13 protein-coding genes and 1 pseudogene are annotated in these 16669 nt (G+C 71.3%); 4 read left to right on the top strand and 10 right to left on the bottom strand.

Going from position 1 to position 16669, the window contains the following annotated elements:
* Positions 1 to 87: 87 nt before the first annotated feature.
* Positions 88 to 1119, bottom strand: coding sequence for a class II fructose-bisphosphatase (gene glpX, locus ACLJWH_RS09845; RefSeq protein ID WP_411141209.1), 1032 nt, complete (start codon positions 1117 to 1119; stop codon positions 88 to 90).
* Positions 1120 to 1332: 213 nt separating this feature from the next.
* Between glpX and ACLJWH_RS09840 the strand changes: the two genes are divergently transcribed.
* Positions 1333 to 1896, top strand: a complete 564-nt coding sequence (locus ACLJWH_RS09840) for a DUF4245 domain-containing protein (RefSeq protein ID WP_411141208.1) — start codon at positions 1333 to 1335, stop codon at positions 1894 to 1896.
* 156 nt (positions 1897 to 2052) lie between these two features.
* Here the strand turns inward: ACLJWH_RS09840 and ACLJWH_RS09835 are convergent, their stop codons facing one another.
* The 4 genes from ACLJWH_RS09835 to ACLJWH_RS09820 all read right to left on the bottom strand — a co-directional run bounded on the left by ACLJWH_RS09835 (position 2053) and on the right by ACLJWH_RS09820 (position 6186).
* Positions 2053 to 2646, bottom strand: coding sequence for a malonic semialdehyde reductase (locus ACLJWH_RS09835; RefSeq protein WP_411141207.1), 594 nt, complete (start codon positions 2644 to 2646; stop codon positions 2053 to 2055).
* Between the two features lie 366 nt (positions 2647 to 3012).
* Positions 3013 to 3309, bottom strand: a complete 297-nt coding sequence (locus ACLJWH_RS09830) for an exodeoxyribonuclease VII small subunit (protein ID WP_411141206.1) — start codon at positions 3307 to 3309, stop codon at positions 3013 to 3015.
* Between the two features lie 10 nt (positions 3310 to 3319).
* The gene (gene xseA / locus ACLJWH_RS09825; RefSeq protein WP_411141205.1) at positions 3320 to 4555 is read right to left on the bottom strand and encodes an exodeoxyribonuclease VII large subunit; all 1236 of its coding nucleotides are present in this window, start codon (positions 4553 to 4555) and stop codon (positions 3320 to 3322) included.
* Between the two features lie 125 nt (positions 4556 to 4680).
* Positions 4681 to 6186 carry an APC family permease gene (locus ACLJWH_RS09820; protein WP_411141204.1) on the bottom strand — a complete coding sequence of 502 codons (1506 nt, stop codon included), beginning with the start codon at positions 6184 to 6186 and terminating at the stop codon, positions 4681 to 4683.
* Positions 6187 to 6278: 92 nt separating this feature from the next.
* Between ACLJWH_RS09820 and ACLJWH_RS09815 the strand changes: the two genes are divergently transcribed.
* Positions 6279 to 7301: a 4-hydroxy-3-methylbut-2-enyl diphosphate reductase gene (locus tag ACLJWH_RS09815; protein ID WP_411141370.1), complete on the top strand. Its 1023-nt coding sequence runs from the start codon at positions 6279 to 6281 to the stop codon at positions 7299 to 7301.
* Between the two features lie 97 nt (positions 7302 to 7398).
* Entirely contained in the window at positions 7399 to 8283 is an 885-nt protein-coding gene (gene ppgK / locus ACLJWH_RS09810) for a polyphosphate--glucose phosphotransferase (RefSeq protein ID WP_411141203.1), read from the top strand.
* Positions 8284 to 8296: 13 nt separating this feature from the next.
* On the opposite strand, the pseudogene ACLJWH_RS09805 reads toward ppgK, so the two are convergent.
* A pseudogene (locus ACLJWH_RS09805) lies at positions 8297 to 8635 on the bottom strand (DUF6542 domain-containing protein); the annotation flags it as partial.
* Positions 8636 to 9261: 626 nt separating this feature from the next.
* Here ACLJWH_RS09805 and ychF point away from each other — a divergent pair.
* On the top strand, positions 9262 to 10350 hold the full coding sequence (gene ychF / locus ACLJWH_RS09800) for a redox-regulated ATPase YchF (protein ID WP_411141202.1): 1089 nt from the start codon (positions 9262 to 9264) through the stop codon (positions 10348 to 10350).
* Between the two features lie 232 nt (positions 10351 to 10582).
* Here the strand turns inward: ychF and ACLJWH_RS09795 are convergent, their stop codons facing one another.
* The 4 genes from ACLJWH_RS09795 to ACLJWH_RS09780 all read right to left on the bottom strand — a co-directional run bounded on the left by ACLJWH_RS09795 (position 10583) and on the right by ACLJWH_RS09780 (position 16653).
* Positions 10583 to 10885 (bottom strand): hypothetical protein, encoded by a 303-nt coding sequence (locus ACLJWH_RS09795; RefSeq protein ID WP_411141201.1) that lies wholly within the window; start codon positions 10883 to 10885, stop codon positions 10583 to 10585.
* Positions 10882 to 11742: a hypothetical protein gene (locus ACLJWH_RS09790; RefSeq protein WP_411141200.1), complete on the bottom strand. Its 861-nt coding sequence runs from the start codon at positions 11740 to 11742 to the stop codon at positions 10882 to 10884. The genes ACLJWH_RS09795 and ACLJWH_RS09790 overlap by 4 nt, the downstream gene beginning before the upstream one ends.
* Before the next feature lie 214 nt (positions 11743 to 11956).
* Complete coding sequence (locus ACLJWH_RS09785) at positions 11957 to 15097, bottom strand: BTAD domain-containing putative transcriptional regulator (protein WP_411141199.1); 3141 nt, start codon at positions 15095 to 15097, stop codon at positions 11957 to 11959.
* Positions 15098 to 15426: 329 nt separating this feature from the next.
* Positions 15427 to 16653 carry a cytochrome P450 gene (locus ACLJWH_RS09780; RefSeq protein ID WP_411141198.1) on the bottom strand — a complete coding sequence of 409 codons (1227 nt, stop codon included), beginning with the start codon at positions 16651 to 16653 and terminating at the stop codon, positions 15427 to 15429.
* Positions 16654 to 16669 lie beyond the last annotated feature (16 nt).

Raw genomic sequence — 16669 nt, 5'->3', positions numbered from 1 at the left:
TTCTCCGACGGGGGCGAAGTGTGTGTCCGTACCGACCGCTGCCGGAGCACTGAATGCGTGTCCGTACCGGCCGGGCGTCCGTACCGGCTAGCTGGGCCGCTCGAAGTCCACCGAGCTGTACGCGCGGAGCTTGGAGAGGCGGTGCTCGGAGTCGATCTGGCGGATCGTGCCGGACTTGGAACGCATCACCAGGGACTGGGTGGTGGCGGTCTCGGCGCGGTAGCGCACCCCGCGCAGCAGATCGCCGTCGGTGATACCGGTGGCGACGAAGAAGACGTTGTCGCCGCTGACCAGATCGTCGGTCTGGAGGACCTGGTCGAGGTCGTGGCCGGCGTCGAGGGCGCGCTGCCGCTCCGCGTCGTCCTTGGGCCACAGCCGGGCCTGGAGGGTGCCGCCCAGGCACTTGAGGGCACAGGCCGCGATGATGCCCTCCGGGGTGCCGCCGATGCCCAGCAGCAGGTCGACGCCGGTGCCCTCGCGGGCCGCCATGATCGCGCCCGCGACATCGCCGTCGGCGATGAACTTGATCCGGGCGCCGGCCTCCCGGACCTCCTTGACCAGGCCGTCGTGGCGGGGCCGGTCCAGGATGACGACGGTGACGTCCTCGACGGCGGACCGCTTGGCCTTGGCGATGCGGCGGATGTTCACCGCGACCGGGGCGGTGATGTCGACGAAGTCGGCGGCCTCGGGGCCGGTGGCGAGCTTGTCCATGTAGAAGACGGCGGACGGGTCGAACATCGAGCCGCGCTCGGCGACGGCCATCACGGAGACCGCGTTGGCCATGCCCTTGGCGGTCAGCGTCGTACCGTCGACCGGGTCCACGGCCACGTCGCACTCCGCGCCGGTGCCGTCGCCGACCCGCTCGCCGTTGTAGAGCATCGGGGCGTTGTCCTTCTCGCCCTCCCCGATGACCACGACGCCGTTCATCGACACGGTGTGGATCAGGGCCCGCATGGCCTTGACCGCCGCACCGTCCGCGCCGTTCTTGTCGCCCCGGCCGACCCAGCGGCCCGATGCCATGGCGCCGGCCTCGGTCACCCGGACCAGCTCCAGGGCGAGGTTGCGGTCGGGGGCCTCGGGGCTGACCTCGAGGGGGGACGGGAGATGATGCTCGGTCATCGAGCGCACCTTTCTGTACGGCGACGGCCGGAAATGGTGAGGTTTTGTCTCTGACTTTATCGGTACCGCGCGAAAATGAGCAGGGGGCCCTACGCATGAGCGGTGTCAAGGCCGCCCGCCACCGGCTCGTACGGCCTGGTGAGGGCCGTGTGGGCGCGATCGGCCGGGCAGCCGGGGGACCTGCCCGGGGGGTCCGTCCGGTGCGCGGCGGGCATGGGGGACGATAGGTGCGTGGCAGGTACGCGAGGCAAGCAAACAGTGCGGGACATGATCCTGTCGCTGGCGGCGATCGGCGTCGTCGTCGCGGCGGTCTATTTCTTCATTCCGCACAACGACAGTCCGTCCGCCGAGCAGGGGGCGGTGCAGACGGTCGACTACCGCGTCGAGGTGGCGACGGCCCGGCGCGCGGCGCCGTATCCGGTCGCCGCGCCCAAGGGGCTGCCCGGGACCTGGCGCGCCACGTCCGTCTCGTACAAGGCGAGCAACGACGGCAAGGGCGGCGCCTGGCACCTGGGCATGCTGGACCCGGAGCGGGAGTACGCGGCGGTCGAGCAGAGCGACGCGCCCGCGGCCAAGTTCATCAAGGACGTCACGCTGGGCGCGGAGCAGGTCGAGGGCAAGCAGGCCGTCGGCGGCGCGAAGTGGGACCGCTACAAGGGCGAGAAGTACAACGCCCTGGTCCGCGAGGAGCCGGGCGTCACCACGGTCGTCACCGGCACCGCGCCGTACGGCAGGCTCGCGGAACTGGCCGCCTCCCTGGAGGCGAAGAAGGGCTGACGGGGAGGGGTGTACGGGGCGGGCCGGCAACGGTCCCGTACGAGAACGAGATCCCGTACGACAACGTGACGAGGCCGCCGCACCCGGGAGGGGTGCGGCGGCCTCGTCGTCCGTGGCGCCCGTGGCCGTGCCGTCGGCACGGCCGGAGGGCGGGGCTCAGACGGTGGCGACGGCCTCGTCGAAGGCCAGGCGCGGCGAGCGCGGGAAGAAGGCGTCGGCGCCCGGCTTGCCGACGTTGATGACCAGGAACGACTTCTGCTTGCCGTCGCCGAAGAAGTCCTTGTCGATGCCGCCGAAGTCGAATCCGGTCATCGGGCCGGCGGCCAGACCGGCGGCGCGGATGCCGAGGATGAAGTAGCCGGCCTGGAGCGTGGCGTTCTGGGTGCCGGCCGCCTCGCGGGTGGCGAGCTCGGAGAAGAACGCGTCCTTGACGCCGGGGGCGTGCGGGAAGAGCGTCGGCAGCTTCTCGTGGAAGTCGAGGTCCACGGAGAGCAGCACGGTCAGCGGCGCGGTCAGCGTCTTCGGACCGTTGGCGCCCATGGCGTGGTTGACCAGGCGCTGACGGGCCTGCTCGGAGCGGATCAGGGTGATGCGCAGCGGCGACTGGTTGAAGGCGGTCGGTGCGTACTTCACCAGGTCGTAGATGGCCTGGATCTGCTCATCCGTCACCGGCTCGTCCGTGAACGTGTTGGCGGTCTGGGCCTCGCGGAACAGGAGGTCCTGAGCGGCGGCGTCAAGGGTGAGAGACATGGGGGCACCTCGGGTTCAACTGGGTTTCAGGGGGCTTATCAGGTCCTGCGGGCGGCGCTTGGGGCAGCGCCGCGAGGACCACTGTAGCGGAGATGTATTAACATTCAACTAAAACGGTGTGGGTTGTGAGTGTGTTCACATGCCATTCATCTGTGGGGCGGCCGCAGAGGTGAGGAGCGTGCAGAGGGAGGGGTGAGGTGCCCCTGTGTGAGAGGTGGGCGCATGCAGGGGATGGGCGCATGCGTGATGCGCCCGTGTGCGGTGGGCGTGAGGTGGCCGCCCGATGGTGCACGAGCGCTGCGCCGGGGGTCGCGTACGCCGTTCCGGCGGTCCCCGGCCGGGGACCGCTCTCCGCGCTGCCCGCCGTTACGCGCGCTCCCCGCCGTCCACCGCCGCGCCCGTCGACTCCGCCAGCGCCGCGTCCAGCCGGGCCCGCGCGCCGTCCAGCCAGCGCCGGCAGACCTTCGCCAGCTCCTCGCCGCGCTCCCACAGCGCGAGCGACTCCTCCAGCGTCGTGCCGCCCGCCTCCAGGCTGCGGACGACCTTGATCAGCTCGTCCCGCGCCTGCTCGTAGCCGAGGGGGGAATCCGCGGCTGCCGCCTCGGTCCGCGCGCCGGCCGCTGCCCCGTGCTCCGCCTTCGTCGCGTCGTCCGTCTTCGCCATGTCCCCCACCCTATGCGGGGGGTGTGACAGCGCCCGGGACGCCGGCCACCCGCACCCGGAACTCGCCCTCGGCCACCCGGGCCCGCAACTCCTCGTCCGCGCCGACCTCCGACGGTGCGCGCACCGCCGTCCCGTCCGGCTTCTGGAGCACCGCGTAGCCGCGCTCCAGGGTCGCCTTGGGGGAGAGCGCGACCACCCGCGCCAGGGTGTGCGACAGCTCCGAATCTGCCCGGTCCAGCAGATGCCCCAGGGTCCGTCTGCCGCGCGCCAGCAGCGCCGTGACCTGCTCCTCGCGGTCCTCCACCATGCGCTGTGGGCGCTCCATCGACGGGCGGTGCAGCGCCGCCGCGAGCCCCCGCTCCTCGCGGTCCAGGAACCCGGTCACCGCCCGCAGCGCCCGCTCCCGCAGCTGCTGGATGCGGGCCAGCTCCTCGCCGACATCCGGGACGGTCTTCTTCGCCGCGTCGGTGGGCGTGGAGGCGCGCAGGTCGGCGACGAGGTCCAGCAGCGGGGTGTCCGGCTCATGGCCGATCGCGGAGACGACGGGCGTGCGCGCCGCGGCCACCGTCCGGATGAGCCGTTCGTCGGAGAACGGCAGCAGGTCCTCCACGCTGCCGCCGCCCCGCGCCACGATGATCACGTCCACCTCGGGCAGCCCGTCCAGCTCTTTGACCGCCTCGATCACCTGCGGCACCGCATGCACCCCCTGCACCGGCACATTGCGCACCGCGAAGCGGACGGCGGGCCAGCGCAGCCGGGCGTTCTCCAGCACATCGCGCTCGGCGGCGCTGGCCCGGCCGCAGACCAGCCCGATCAGCTGCGGCAGGAACGGCAGCGGCTTCTTGCGGTCCGCCGCGAACAGCCCCTCGGCCGCCAGCGACTTCTTCAACTGCTCCAGCCGCGCGAGCAGTTCACCGACCCCGACCGGCTTGATCTCGGCGGCCCGCAGCGACAGCTGGCCGCGCGGGGCGTACCACTCCGGTTTGGCGTGCACCACCACCCGGGCGCCCTCGCTCACCACGTCGGCGACCTTGTCGAAGACCTGGCGGTAGCACGTCACGCTCAGCGAGATGTCGTGCGACGGATCGCGCAGCGTCAGGAAGACCACGCCCGCACCGGGCCGCCGGGAGAGCTGGGTGATCTGCCCCTCGACCCATACCGCGCCGAGCCGGTCGATCCATCCGCCGATGAGCCGGGACACCTCGCCGACCGGGATCGGCGTCTGCGGGGACGTAGTGACAGCCATACGAGGGAGCGTAGCGGCGGGCACCGACAGTGCCCCGCCGCCCGCGGCCGACGGGGCGCGCCCGGCCCGCCCGGACCGGGCCCCATACCTGTGCCCGGCCCGCATCGCCCCGGGCCGCCCGGCAGTCAGCCCTGTGCAGCCGCCCGCCGACCCGTCCCGTACTGCACCGCCAGCACCACCAGCCCCACCATCAGCCAGATCCCACCCACCACCTGTGCCGTCCCGGACGCCTCGACGATCACCGCGACCACCACCGCGAGCCCCAGCAACGGCACCACCACATGCCGCAGCACGCTCGGCACCTCGGCCCGCTTGCGGACCCGGAACCAGCCGATCACCGACGCGTGCAGCAGGCCGAACGCGGTCAGCGCCCCGACGTTGACGACCGACGACAGATGGTCCAGACCGTCCGGCCTGCGGGCCGCCCACACCGCCGCCACCAGCGTCACCACGGCCGCGCCCAGCAGCGCCCGGCGCGGCACCCCGCTCCCCGCGTCCACCTTCGACATCGCCCCCGGCAGCCGCCGGTCGCGCGCCATCGCGAACAGCAGCCGGCCCGCCGCGGCCTGCCCGGCCAGCGCCGCGAAGGCCGCGCCGATCGCCTTGCTCACCGCCACCAGGTCGTGCAGCCAGCCGCCCACCGCCGAGTCGACGGTCGCGTAGAACGCGGCGCCCTGCTCCGCCGGCCGGGCCGCCAGCTCCGCCGCGCTCATCGGTGCCAGCAGCGCCGCCAGATAGGTCTGCACGACGAACAGCACACCGGCCACCGCCAGACATGTGAGCACCGCACGGGCCACCCGGTCCGACCCGCGCAGACCGCGCCCCCCGGCGCCCTTGCTCCCCTTACCGCCCTTTCCGCCCTTTCCGCCTGCGCCGTCCCCGTCACCCGGCGCGCCCTTCGCCTCCTCCGCGAAGGACGCGATCGCGTCGAAACCCAGATACGACAGCACCGCCACCGACACCGCGGCGAGCACCGCGTCGACCGAGAAGCCGCCCTCGCCGGTCAGCGGTACGGCCCAGCCGCGCTGCGCACCGTGGGCGACCAGTTCGACGACCGCCGCCACCACGAACACCGCCAGCACCGCGATCTCCATGGCCAGCACCGCGAACCCGACGATCGCCGCGGTCCGTACGCCCCACAGGTTCAGCAGCGTGGTGACGACCACCGCGATCGCCGTCCACACCCACTGGTCCACGGACGGCACCAGGGCGTGCATCGCGATCCCGGAGAACAGATACGCCACCGCCGGGATCAGCAGATAGTCCAGCATCGCCATCCAGCCGGCGACGAACCCCGCGCCCTCGCCCAGCCCCACCCGGGCGTAGGTGTAGACCGACCCGGCCTGCGGGGCGACCCGCACCATCTGCGCGTACGAATAGGCGGTGAAGGCCATCGCGACCGTCGCGACCAGGTAGACGACGGCGATGGCGCCGTGCGACTTGGCTTGCAGCGTGCCGAAAATGCCGACCGGTGCCATCGGGGCGATGAACAGCAGTCCGTAGACGATCAGGTCCCGGAAGGTCAGCGTCCGCCGCAGCGAGCCGGCGCCGCCGTCGGCGCCGCTGCCGCCGGTAGGCGCGCCCCCGCCGCCCGTCTCGCCGTCGCTGCTGTCGCCGATCGTGCCCGGCATCGTGCCTCCTTGGTGCGTTCGCCCCCAGTCTGGGTCACCGGTGCGCGCTCCGGCTGTCGGAGTACGGCCGTACGATGGGGCGCATGAGTGCTATGGCCAGCCCGTCGCCCGCCGCCACCCCGAGCACGGACGCGCCGCGCCGCGATGCCGCCCGCCGGGTCCTGCTCGCCGCCCCCCGTGGCTACTGCGCGGGTGTGGACCGAGCCGTGATCGCCGTCGAGAAAGCCCTTGAGCAGTACGGCGCGCCGGTCTACGTACGCCACGAAATCGTGCACAACAAGTACGTCGTGAAGACTCTGGAGAAGAAGGGCGCGATCTTCGTCGAGGAGACGGCGGAGGTGCCCGAGGGCAACATCGTCATCTTCTCGGCGCACGGCGTCGCCCCGGTCGTCCACGACGAGGCCGAGCGCGGCAAGCTCGCCACCATCGACGCCACCTGCCCGCTGGTCACCAAGGTCCACAAGGAAGCCGTCCGGTTCGCCAAGGACGACTACGACATCCTCCTCATCGGCCACGAGGGCCACGAAGAGGTCGTCGGCACCAGCGGCGAGGCCCCCGAGCACATCACCATCGTGGACGGTCCGGAGGACGTGGCGGACGTCGAAGTCCGCGACCCGGACAAGGTCGTCTGGCTCTCCCAGACCACGCTCTCCGTCGACGAGACCATGGAGACCGTCGACGCCCTCAAGGGCCGCTTCCCCAATCTCCTCTCACCGCCCAGCGACGACATCTGCTACGCCACCCAGAACCGCCAGGTGGCCGTCAAGCGGATGGGCGCCGAGGCCGACCTCGTCATCGTCGTCGGCTCCAAGAACTCCTCGAACTCCGTCCGGCTGGTCGAGGTCGCCCTGGGCGCGGGCGCGCGCGACGCCCATTTGGTCGACTACGCCGAGGAGATCGACGAGAGCTGGCTGGCGGGCGTGACCACGGTCGGCGTCACCTCCGGCGCCTCGGTCCCGGAGATCCTCGTCAGCGGCGTCCTGGACTGGCTCGCCCAGCGCGGCTACGACGACGTCGAGACCATCACGGCCGCCGAGGAGTCCATCACCTTCTCGCTCCCCAAGGAGCTCCGCCGCGACCTGCGCGCGGAGGCCAGGTCGGCCGTCGAGGGCTGAGCCGGCGGGCGGTCCCCGGGCCGCCTCAGGGTCGGCCCAGGGGTGCGTCGGGGTGATCCCGGGGGCGATCGGCCCGCTCCGCGCCTAGCCTTTTCCCATGAAGGTCTTCGGCGTGGACATCGGCGGATCGGGCATCAAGGGTGCCCCGGTGGATCTGGAGCGCGGCGACCTCGCGGACGACCGCTACAAGGTGCTGACCCCGCACCCGGCCACCCCGGAGGCGGTCGCGGACTGTGTGAAGCAGGTCGTGGACCACTTCGAGTGGTCGGGGCCGGTCGGCGCGACCTTCCCCGGCGTGGTCACCGGGGGTACGACCCGTACGGCCGCCAACGTCGATCCCGGCTGGATCGGCACGGACGCCGCCGCCCTGCTCACCGGCCGCCTGGGCGGCGAGTCCGGCGGCTGTCCGGTGACGCTGCTCAACGACGCGGACGCGGCCGGCCTGGCCGAGATGAGCTTCGGCGCGGGCCGCGGCCGCACCGGCACGGTCATCGTGCTCACCTTCGGCACCGGCATCGGCAGCGCCGTCTTCCGCGACGGACGGCTGGTCCCCAACACCGAACTGGGCCACCTGGAGCTGCACGGCCACGACGCCGAGAAGCGCGCCTCGACCAAGGCCAAGGAGGACGAGGAGCTGGACTGGCAGCACTGGGCGCACCGCGTCCAGAGATACCTCGCCCATGTGGAGATGCTCTTCTCGCCCGAGCTGTTCGTGATCGGCGGCGGGGTGAGCCGCAAGGCGGAGAAGTTCCTCCCGCTGGTGGAGGGCATCAGGGCCGAGATCGTGCCGGCGCAGCTTCAGAACAGTGCGGGGATCGTGGGCGCCGCGATGGCTGCGCACGCCGCTCGGACTGCCGGGCCATCTGCTGTGGACGGCTCCCCGGCTCTGCCTGTCGCGGCTCCCGGTCCGCAGCCCGCTCGCCCGGCCGGCTCCGGCCCTGCGGTCGACTCGCCGGTCGGCTGGCCCGACGCCGGACGATGAGCACCGTCTTGCGGACGAGCGTCAGCAGCGCGCAGACCAGCGTGCCCGCGTAGAGCCAGCCCGCGTTCAGCGCGAGGACGGTGAACACCCCGATCAGCAGTCCGCCGAACCCGCCGGAACCGCGCTGGATCGGCAGTGTTCCCACGGCGAACGCGATGGGCAGCGAGACCGGCGCGGTGATCAGGTCGTACGGCCGTACCCACAGCGCAGCGCCCACGCCGACCAGCACGAAGAAGACGCCGTACGCGGTCTGCGAGCCGCCGAGGAGCAGCGTGTCCAGACAGCCGAACGCGAACAGTGCGAGGGTGGCCAGCAGCCAGCAGCCGAAACCGGTGAGTTTCGGCGCGGGCATCCGGCGCAGCAGGGCACCGAGCGGTGCCAGCAGGCCGCGCCGCCGCCCGGCACGGTAGACGGTCGAGGTCTCGGCGCCGTCGGTCTCGGCGTACGGATCCTCGTCCGGCTCCGGCCGGGGAGCGTACGGCTCCGCCGCCGCCCGGTCGTCCGCAGCGTCCGCCCGCTCCCGCTCCCGTTCCGGCTCCTTCTCCCGCGCCGGTGGTGGTGCCGGGCGCTCGGGGATGCGTACGGCGGGCCGGGCGGGCGCGCGGGTGGCGGCCCGCGCCGGCCCGCGGGCCGAGGTCAGCCCGGCGGCCTCCATCGCGGACCAGTAGTCGCTGTCGGGATCGGAGACGGCGGCCTCCGCGGGACGGGGCAGCCGGGCTTCCTGGCCCGCGGCCGGCCGGTCACGCCGCGGCGGGCTGTGCTGATGTCTGCGCGCTTCGTGTTGCTCCACTCGCCAACGGTAGGCCGCTAAGTGGGATTAATAGGTCATGAGACACGCGGTTTCGCCAGCTGGGCCCTCCGTTCGGTGTACGGCCCCGGGCTGAGCGGCCGAACCCGGCCGCCCCGTAGACTGGTGGATCGGCCCCTCAGGGAGCCGACCTTTCGCCCTTCACCTCCTCGCTCCGGGAAGTCGCCACCGTGTCGCTCACGATCGGAATCGTCGGTCTGCCCAATGTCGGCAAGTCGACCCTGTTCAATGCCCTGACCAAGAACGACGTGCTGGCGGCCAACTACCCGTTCGCCACCATCGAGCCGAACGTCGGCGTCGTCGGCGTCCCGGACCCGCGTCTGGCCACCCTCGCCGGGATCTTCGGTTCGCAGAAGATCCTCCCGGCGACCGTCGACTTCGTCGACATCGCGGGCATCGTCCGCGGCGCCTCCGAGGGCGAGGGCCTGGGCAACAAGTTCCTCGCGAACATCCGCGAGTCGGACGCGATCTGCCAGGTCATCCGCGCCTTCAAGGACGAGAACGTCGTCCACGTCGACGGCAAGGTCTCGCCCAAGGACGACATCGAGACCATCAACACCGAGCTGATCCTCGCCGACCTCCAGACCATCGAGAAGGTGCTGCCGCGCCTGGTCAAGGAGTCCCGGATCCAGAAGGATAAGGCGGCCCAGGTCAAGGCCGTCGAGGCGGTCAAGGCCATCCTGGAGGAGGGCCGCACGCTGTTCTCTGCCGGTATCACCAAGGACACCGAGCAGGGCGAACTCCTCCACGACCTGCACCTGCTCACCACCAAGCCGTTCCTCTACGTCTTCAACGTCGACGAGGACGAGCTGGCCGACGAGGACTTCAAGACCGAACAGCGCGCGCTGGTGGCCCCCGCCGAGGCGATCTTCCTGAACGCCAAGCTGGAGTCCGAGCTCGTCGAGCTCGACGACGACGAGGCCCTGGAACTCCTCCAGTCCGTCGGCCAGCAGGAGCCCGGCCTCGCCACCCTCGCCCACGTCGGCTTCAACACCCTCGGCCTCCAGACGTACCTGACGGCCGGCCCCAAGGAAACCCGCGCCTGGACCATCAAGAAGGGCGCCACCGCCCCCGAGGCCGCCGGTGTCATCCACACCGACTTCCAGAAGGGCTTCATCAAGGCCGAGGTCATCTCCTTCGCCGACCTCGTGGAAACCGGCTCCGTAGCCGAAGCCCGCTCGGCCGGCAAGGCCCGCATGGAGGGCAAGGACTATGTGATGCAGGATGGGGATGTGGTGGAGTTTCGGTTCAACGTGTGAGCGGATGAAATAACACCACGTTGGCTGGCCTGGTAAATGTGCAGGTCAGAAGGGGTCGACTCTTTCGTGAGTCGGCCCCTTGCTGTTTCCCGTGCTGGATGGGTGCTGGATTTCCTGACGCGTGGTCATCTGCGCATGGGCCGGAAGGTGGCGCCCAGAGGCGTTGGCGGCTGGCGGGAGGCACACAGCACCGCCCCGGTGTGTCGGCCCCCTTCACAAGGCATCCGGGGCCCTAGCCGGCAAGTGGTTCGAGCATCGGTTGGAAGGAGGAGTCCTCTTCGTCGGAGGCGTGCGGGAGGAAGCCGTCGGGGACGGTGCGGGCGGCAGTGGCGAGGAGGCGGGCCAGGACTTCCCGCTCGGTGGCCGGGGGGAGCCGAAGGGCGGCGAGCAGTTGGTCGCGGACGGTGGGGTGGTCCGGGTGGTCGTCGAGATAGTCGGAGTTGAGAGCAGGAGGGCGGAAGCCGGCCAGGGCGTCGCGCCAGGACGGGAGGACGACGGCGAGGGTCAGAGCCTCGGCCAGGGACTCGGCGATCAAGGATGCCCGGCCCTCGGAGTCGGTGTAGAGGACGGGGCGGGGACGGCCGGGCCACAGAGGTAGTGGGTGCCGCCTGCGTTACAGCCGGCGACGGGCTCCACCGGCAGGCTGTTGGGCAGGGCGATCGGCTCGATCGGGTCGGTGCGGGCAAGGTCGAACTCGCCGTCGCAGGCCAGGTAGGAGGCCACCTCGGGATGCGCGGTGATCCTGCGGAGCAGAGCGGAGCCCGAGAGGGCAGTCGGATTGAGGGTCGCGGTGATCACAGGAGTGAGGGGAAGTCCGGCGAGGACGTGGCGGACGGCGTCGAGGGGGACGGGGCGTTCGTAGTAATCCTCGAAGTGGGCCTGGACGGTCTCGGGGGAGCGGTCGGCGAGGAGGTGAAAGAGGAAGCCGGAGCCGTCCGGGTCTTCGCTGCCCGGCGGGAAGGCGATGGCCGAGCCGGTGCGCCATGCCGTGTCGCCGGTCTCCCGCCATAGACAGGCGGTGACGCGAGGGGCGTCGATACCCTCGTCACAGAAGGCGGGTTCGTTCAGGAGCGGGCTCAGTGCGGCGGGTACTTCGTCGATGACGCCGGGCCAGACCTGCTCGTCATCCGTCCCGTAAGGGCTCATCTCCGACTCGTGGTCGAAGCCGCGTATGAGCACGCCGGCCGGGGTGAAGAGGACGGAGAAGTCGTCTCCCGAGCCGTTCTGCATCAAGGCCGCCTCTTCATCAGGGCCCCAGGCCGTGTCGAAGGTGTAGCAGCAGAACTGCGGATCGTCGCCGATCGTGGCGTCCAGAATGGCCAACGCGCGAAGATGGGCGCGAAGTTCGGCGGGGCCGGGGAGGCGGGCGGCGGCATCGTGCACAGTGCTCATGGCGTCATGGAAGCATCCACCACTGACAGCGGGTGTGCTGGATGGATCGCGACCGTGCTGGATCTGTGCTGGATGCGATCCCGGGAAGGCACGTTTCCGCAGGTGACAGCGTTACGCCCGACGTTCCGCTTCGATGTGTGACCAGTTGCGTGCTTAGCGTCAGGCGATCCGTTGAACGTGCAGTCCGGATGGGGCCTACCTCCGGTCCCCATGTTCAGGAAGCGAGCGTGACCTCGGCCAGTTGGGGCCAGCTGGTCCGCGTTCCCTCCTGAGTCGCCTCGGTGAACCGTGCGTCGCCGAGGTGGCGTCGTGCGGTCTGCTCGATCCGGGCCACGTCCGGGTGGGAGCGGTCCGGCAGGCCGCGTACGTCGGCGCTCGCCGCGAGCAGTCGTGCGGCCTGTTCGTGGTCGTCGTGGCGTAGTGCCAGGTCCGCGACCCCGACGAGGACCTGCGCGATCAGGGGTGCGTGTCCCGCCTCGGAGGCCGCCGCGCAGGCCGCCGTGCGGTGTGCCCGGACCTCGCCGAGGTCGTCGGCGAGGTAGCCGAGCAGGTCGTGGGTCACCGCGCGGATGCTCGCCCGCTCCGCCTCGTCGCCCAATATGGCCCTCGCGACGTCGAGTTGCTGGTGCGCCTCTGTGGCGTTGCCGCCCCACCGGGCGAGTTCCGCCTTCGTGAGGGCCAGCTCGGCCAGTGCGTCCGGCCAGGTGACCCGCTCCGCGCACCGCTGGGCCTCGGCGAGGGCGGCCGTGCCGGCGTCCTCGTCGCCCAGCAGCCAGTACAGCTGCGCCTGCCGCGACCGCATGCGGATGACGTCCTCGGTGGCGCCGACCTCGGTGACGACTGCGATCGCCTGCTCGTAGTGCTCGCACGCACCGGCGAACTCGCCGCGTACGGCGATCCGGTCCGCCAGCTCGGTCAGGGCGAACGAGATCCCGAACCGCTCGCCGAGCGCCCGGAACTCGGCGAGCGCCATCTCCAGGTACGCGTCCGCGTCCCGCCCGTCCCGGCCGAGCATGATCCGCAACTTGCCCAGGTGCAGCCGGGCCAGCGCACGGGCCCAGGGGTCCTCGTCGTCGAGCAGCGGTTCGAACGCGGGCAGGAACGCGTCGGGCGCGTGCAGCATGCGTTCCAGTGGGGCGACGAACCCCATCAGCGGGTGACCGCGCTCGCTGCGCCGGCTGAACCGGTACGCCTTGTGGATCCACTCCGCGGCCTGGTGTTCGTCGCCCCACCCGGAGTTCACGAACATCGAGGCCAGGGCGTACACCGTGGCCCGGACCTCGTCGGTCACCGCGCCGGGCGTCCTGGTGGCCGCGGTGATCAGCTCCATGCCCTCGGTCTTGTGCCCGCCGAGCCACCAGTACCAGCCGGCGCCCGCCGCGAGCCGCATCGCCGCCTGGGCCTCACCGGCCGCGAGCGCGCCGCGCATCGCCGAACCGATGTTGTCGTGCTCGGCCCTGAGCGTGGCCAGCCAGACCAGCTGCTCGGCGCGGCGCAGGTGCGGCTCCGCGGTCTCGGTGAGCTCGGTGAAGCAGGCCAGATGCGCGTGGCGCGCCAGGTCCGATTCCCCCGCCTCCGCGAGCCGGTGCGCCGCGTACTCCTTGATCGTGCCGATCATGCGGTAGCGCGGCGCGCTGTCGCCCTCGGCGAGCAGCAGCGACTTCTCGGTCAGCGCGGTGAGCAGTTCGAGCACCTGTTCCTGTTCGACCGCGTCGCCCGCGCAGACCCGTTCGGCCGCTTCCAGGCTCGCCCCGCCGGAGAACACCGAGAGCCTGCGCAGGACCATCCGCTCGGCGTCGGTGAGCAGCTCCCAGCTCCAGTCGACCGCCGCGCGCAGCGTCTTGTGCCGCGGCAGCGCGGTCCGGCTGCCGCTGGTCAGCAGGCGGAACCGGTCGTCGAGCCGGTGGGCGAGCTGATCGATGGACATGGTGCGCAACCGGGCCGCGGCCAGTTCGATCGCCAGCGGCATCCCGTCCAGCGCCCGGCAGACGCGCACCATCGTCGCCAGCGTGTGCGCATCGGCCGCGAGATCCCGGCGCACCGCCCCGGCCCGGTCGCGCAGCAGCTGGACGGCGGGTGCGGACTCGATCTCGTCCGGTCCCGCGTCCCCCTCCGGTAAGGCCAGCGGCTCGACCGGCCACAGCGCCTCCCCGGTGATGCCGAGCGGTTCCCGGCTCGTCGCCAGGATCCGCAGCCGCCGGCACTCCCCGAGCACCCGATGGGCGAACACCGCCGCGGACTCGATCACGTGCTCGCAGTTGTCCAGGATCAGCAGCGCCTCCCGCTCGCGGATCGCGGCGATGAGCCGGTCCGTCGGCTCCGTATTCGGGGCCCCGCCGAGCAGGGCGTCCCGCAGGCCCAGCCCGGCGAGCGTCGACTGCGCCACGTCGCCGTCCGCGCCGATGGCGGCGAGCTCCACCAGCCAGGCCCCGTCCGGCAGGTCGCCGAGCAGCGCGTGCGCGGTCTCCGTGGCCAGCCTGGTCTTCCCCGAGCCGCCCGGCCCGATCACGGTGGTGAGCCGGTGCCCGGCGAGGAGTTCGCGGACCGCGGCGACATCGGCGCTCCGGCCGACGAAGGTGGTCAGCTCGGCGCGCAGGTTGGTTCTGCGGCTCACCTTCCCCTGCCCCAACTCGCCCCGCAGCAGCGCGAGATGCAACGCGGCCAGCTCCGGCGCGGGGTCGACGCCCAGCGCGTCGGCCAGGGCCTCCCTCGCGCGCTGGAACACCAGCAGCGCCTCGCTGTCGCGACCGGCCGCGACGAGGGCGCGCATCAGCGCGGCGACGAGCCGTTCCCGCACCGGGTGCGCGGCCACCAGGTCGGTCAGCTCCGTGACCATCTCCGCACCGCGCCCGAGGGCGACCTCCGCGTCGACCCGTTCCTCCGTGGCGGTCAGGCGCAACCCCGCCAGCCGGACGGCCGCGGCGTCGAACGCGGCGCTGTCCAGACCGACGTCCTGCATGGCCGCACCGCGCCACAGTTCGAGGGCCGCGCGCAGCAGCCGCACCCGCCGGGAACTGTCCTCGGTACGGGCCTGGCCCGCGACGACGAGGCGTTCGAACCGCACGGCGTCGACGGCGTCGGGGTCCACCGTCAACCGGTAGCCGTCCGGCTGCCTCTCGATCACCCCGTCCGGCAGTGCCTTCCGCAGCCGGGAAACCAAGCGGTGCAGGGCGTTCGTCGCATCGGCGGGCGGGTGCTCCCCCCAGATCCAGTCGACGAGCGACGCCTTCGGGACCACCTGCCCCGGCTTGAGCGCGAGGGCGATCAGCAGTCCGCGCAGCCGCGCGCCCGGCACGTCGGCCCAGCCGCCGTCGTCCGTGCGCACCTCGAACGGACCCAGCATTCCGATCTGCACCCGCTGATTTTGCCATGGGCGTTCGGCAGGCATCCCCTGTCGGCAGGCAGCCAACTCGTCGACGTACTGCGGGTTGTTGTCGTGGTGACGAGCCCTGTGCAGGCGCGCCCACCGCGGCTGCCCGCTTCTCGCCGAGGGGCAGCACGTCTTCTCCGGGTCCGCCCCCTCCACACGTTCGACCAGGGGATTTCCAGTGGAACTGGGCTGGGGCTCCGCCGCTCACCGGAGAGATCCACGGGGATGAACCATCGGAATGATCCACGGGAAAGATCCACGAGGCAGGCATCGAAGGCGCGTTCCTGCGCGGATGACGTGCTCGGCCGGCGGTTCTAGCGGGCCGTTTCCGTCCAGGTGACCGGCAGTTCGTGGACGCCGTAGATCTGCATGTCGGTCTTGAGTTTCACTTCGCCGGCGGGGATGGCCAGTTCGAGGGTCGGGAAGCGACGCAGCAGTCCCTCGAAACCGGCGTGCATCTCGACGCGGGCCAGTTGCTGGCCGAGGCATTGGTGGATGCCGTGGCCGAAGGAGAGGTGGCCGCGGGCCTTGCGGTGGATGTCGAGGGTGTCGGGGTTGTCGAAGCGCCGCGGGTCCCGGTTGGCGGCCAGCGTGGAGACAAGGACGGTCGATCCCTGGCCGATTCTTTCGCCGCCGAGTTCGATGTCCTCCGTGGCGTAGCGATAGAGGATATCGGCGATGGACAGGTAGCGCGTGAGTTCCTCCACGGCGCCGGGAAGCAGATCCGGGTCGGCGCGCAGTTCGGCAAGCTGCTCGGGGTGCTCCAAGAGCGCGAAGGTGCCCAGCGCCAGCATGTTGGCGGTGGTCTCGTGGCCCGCGAGCAGCAGCAGGAAGGCGATACCGGTCAGCTCCTCGATGCTGAGGTCAGCACGGCGGGCCAGGTCGGACAGTATGTCTTCGCCGGGGGTGGCGCGTTTGTGCGTGACCAGTTCGGCCAGGTACGTGGACAGTTCGGTGTACGCGGCGATCTGCTCGTCGAACGGCAAGTCCTTGTTCAAGAACTTGGCGGAGTTGACCTGGAAGTTCTCCCGGTCCGTGTAGGGGACGCCGAGCAGTTCGCAGATCACCAGGGACGGCACCGGCAGCGCGAACTCCTTGACCAGGTCGACCGGCGGGGTGAGGCGCGCCATCTCGTCCAGTTGCCGCTCGGCGATGTCGATGATGCGCTCTTCGAGCTGCTTCATGCGTTTCACGGTGAAGGCGCCGGTGAGCATGCGCCGCAGCCGGGTGTGGTCCGGCGGGTCCATGGCGATGAACACGCCCGGCGTCTGCGGGGACGGTTCGGTAATGGCGGGCAGGCCGGGGATCTCGTACGGCACGTGGAGAATGCCGATGTCCTGGCGGGAGCTGAACCGGGTGTCGGCCATGAGGCGGCGGACGGCGTCGTAGCCGGTGACGATCCAGCCCTCGTGACCGTCGGGGAAGACCATGGGGCTGACCGGGCGAGCCTCGCGCAGCCGGGTGATGTGGCGGGGCGGGTCGAAGGGGCCCGCATCGCGCTCCGTGGGGAGGCCGTGCGGGACGGGAACCGTATGACTCATCGGAGGCCCTTTCGTG

The organism is Streptomyces sp. x-80, assembly GCF_046549095.1.
In the GTDB taxonomy this organism is placed as follows: Bacteria; Actinomycetota; Actinomycetes; order Streptomycetales; family Streptomycetaceae; genus Streptomyces; species Streptomyces celluloflavus.
The sequence above is the reverse complement of the archived record's forward strand: the minus strand, read 5'-3'. Positions and strand labels throughout refer to the sequence as shown.

What these genes read in the sequence shown, in the direction of transcription:
- glpX (WP_411141209.1), bottom strand. Translation starts at nt 1,119, where the DNA reads ATGACCGAGCATCATCTCCCGTCCCCCCTCGAGGTCAGCCCCGAGGCC.
- ACLJWH_RS09840 (WP_411141208.1), top strand. Translation starts at nt 1,333, where the DNA reads ATGGGGGACGATAGGTGCGTGGCAGGTACGCGAGGCAAGCAAACAGTG.
- ACLJWH_RS09835 (WP_411141207.1), bottom strand. Translation starts at nt 2,646, where the DNA reads ATGTCTCTCACCCTTGACGCCGCCGCTCAGGACCTCCTGTTCCGCGAG.
- ACLJWH_RS09830 (WP_411141206.1), bottom strand. Translation starts at nt 3,309, where the DNA reads ATGGCGAAGACGGACGACGCGACGAAGGCGGAGCACGGGGCAGCGGCC.
- xseA (WP_411141205.1), bottom strand. Translation starts at nt 4,555, where the DNA reads ATGGCTGTCACTACGTCCCCGCAGACGCCGATCCCGGTCGGCGAGGTG.
- ACLJWH_RS09820 (WP_411141204.1), bottom strand. Translation starts at nt 6,186, where the DNA reads ATGCCGGGCACGATCGGCGACAGCAGCGACGGCGAGACGGGCGGCGGG.
- ACLJWH_RS09815 (WP_411141370.1), top strand. Translation starts at nt 6,279, where the DNA reads ATGGCCAGCCCGTCGCCCGCCGCCACCCCGAGCACGGACGCGCCGCGC.
- ppgK (WP_411141203.1), top strand. Translation starts at nt 7,399, where the DNA reads ATGAAGGTCTTCGGCGTGGACATCGGCGGATCGGGCATCAAGGGTGCC.
- ACLJWH_RS09790 (WP_411141200.1), bottom strand. Translation starts at nt 11,742, where the DNA reads ATGAGCACTGTGCACGATGCCGCCGCCCGCCTCCCCGGCCCCGCCGAA.
- ACLJWH_RS09780 (WP_411141198.1), bottom strand. Translation starts at nt 16,653, where the DNA reads ATGAGTCATACGGTTCCCGTCCCGCACGGCCTCCCCACGGAGCGCGAT.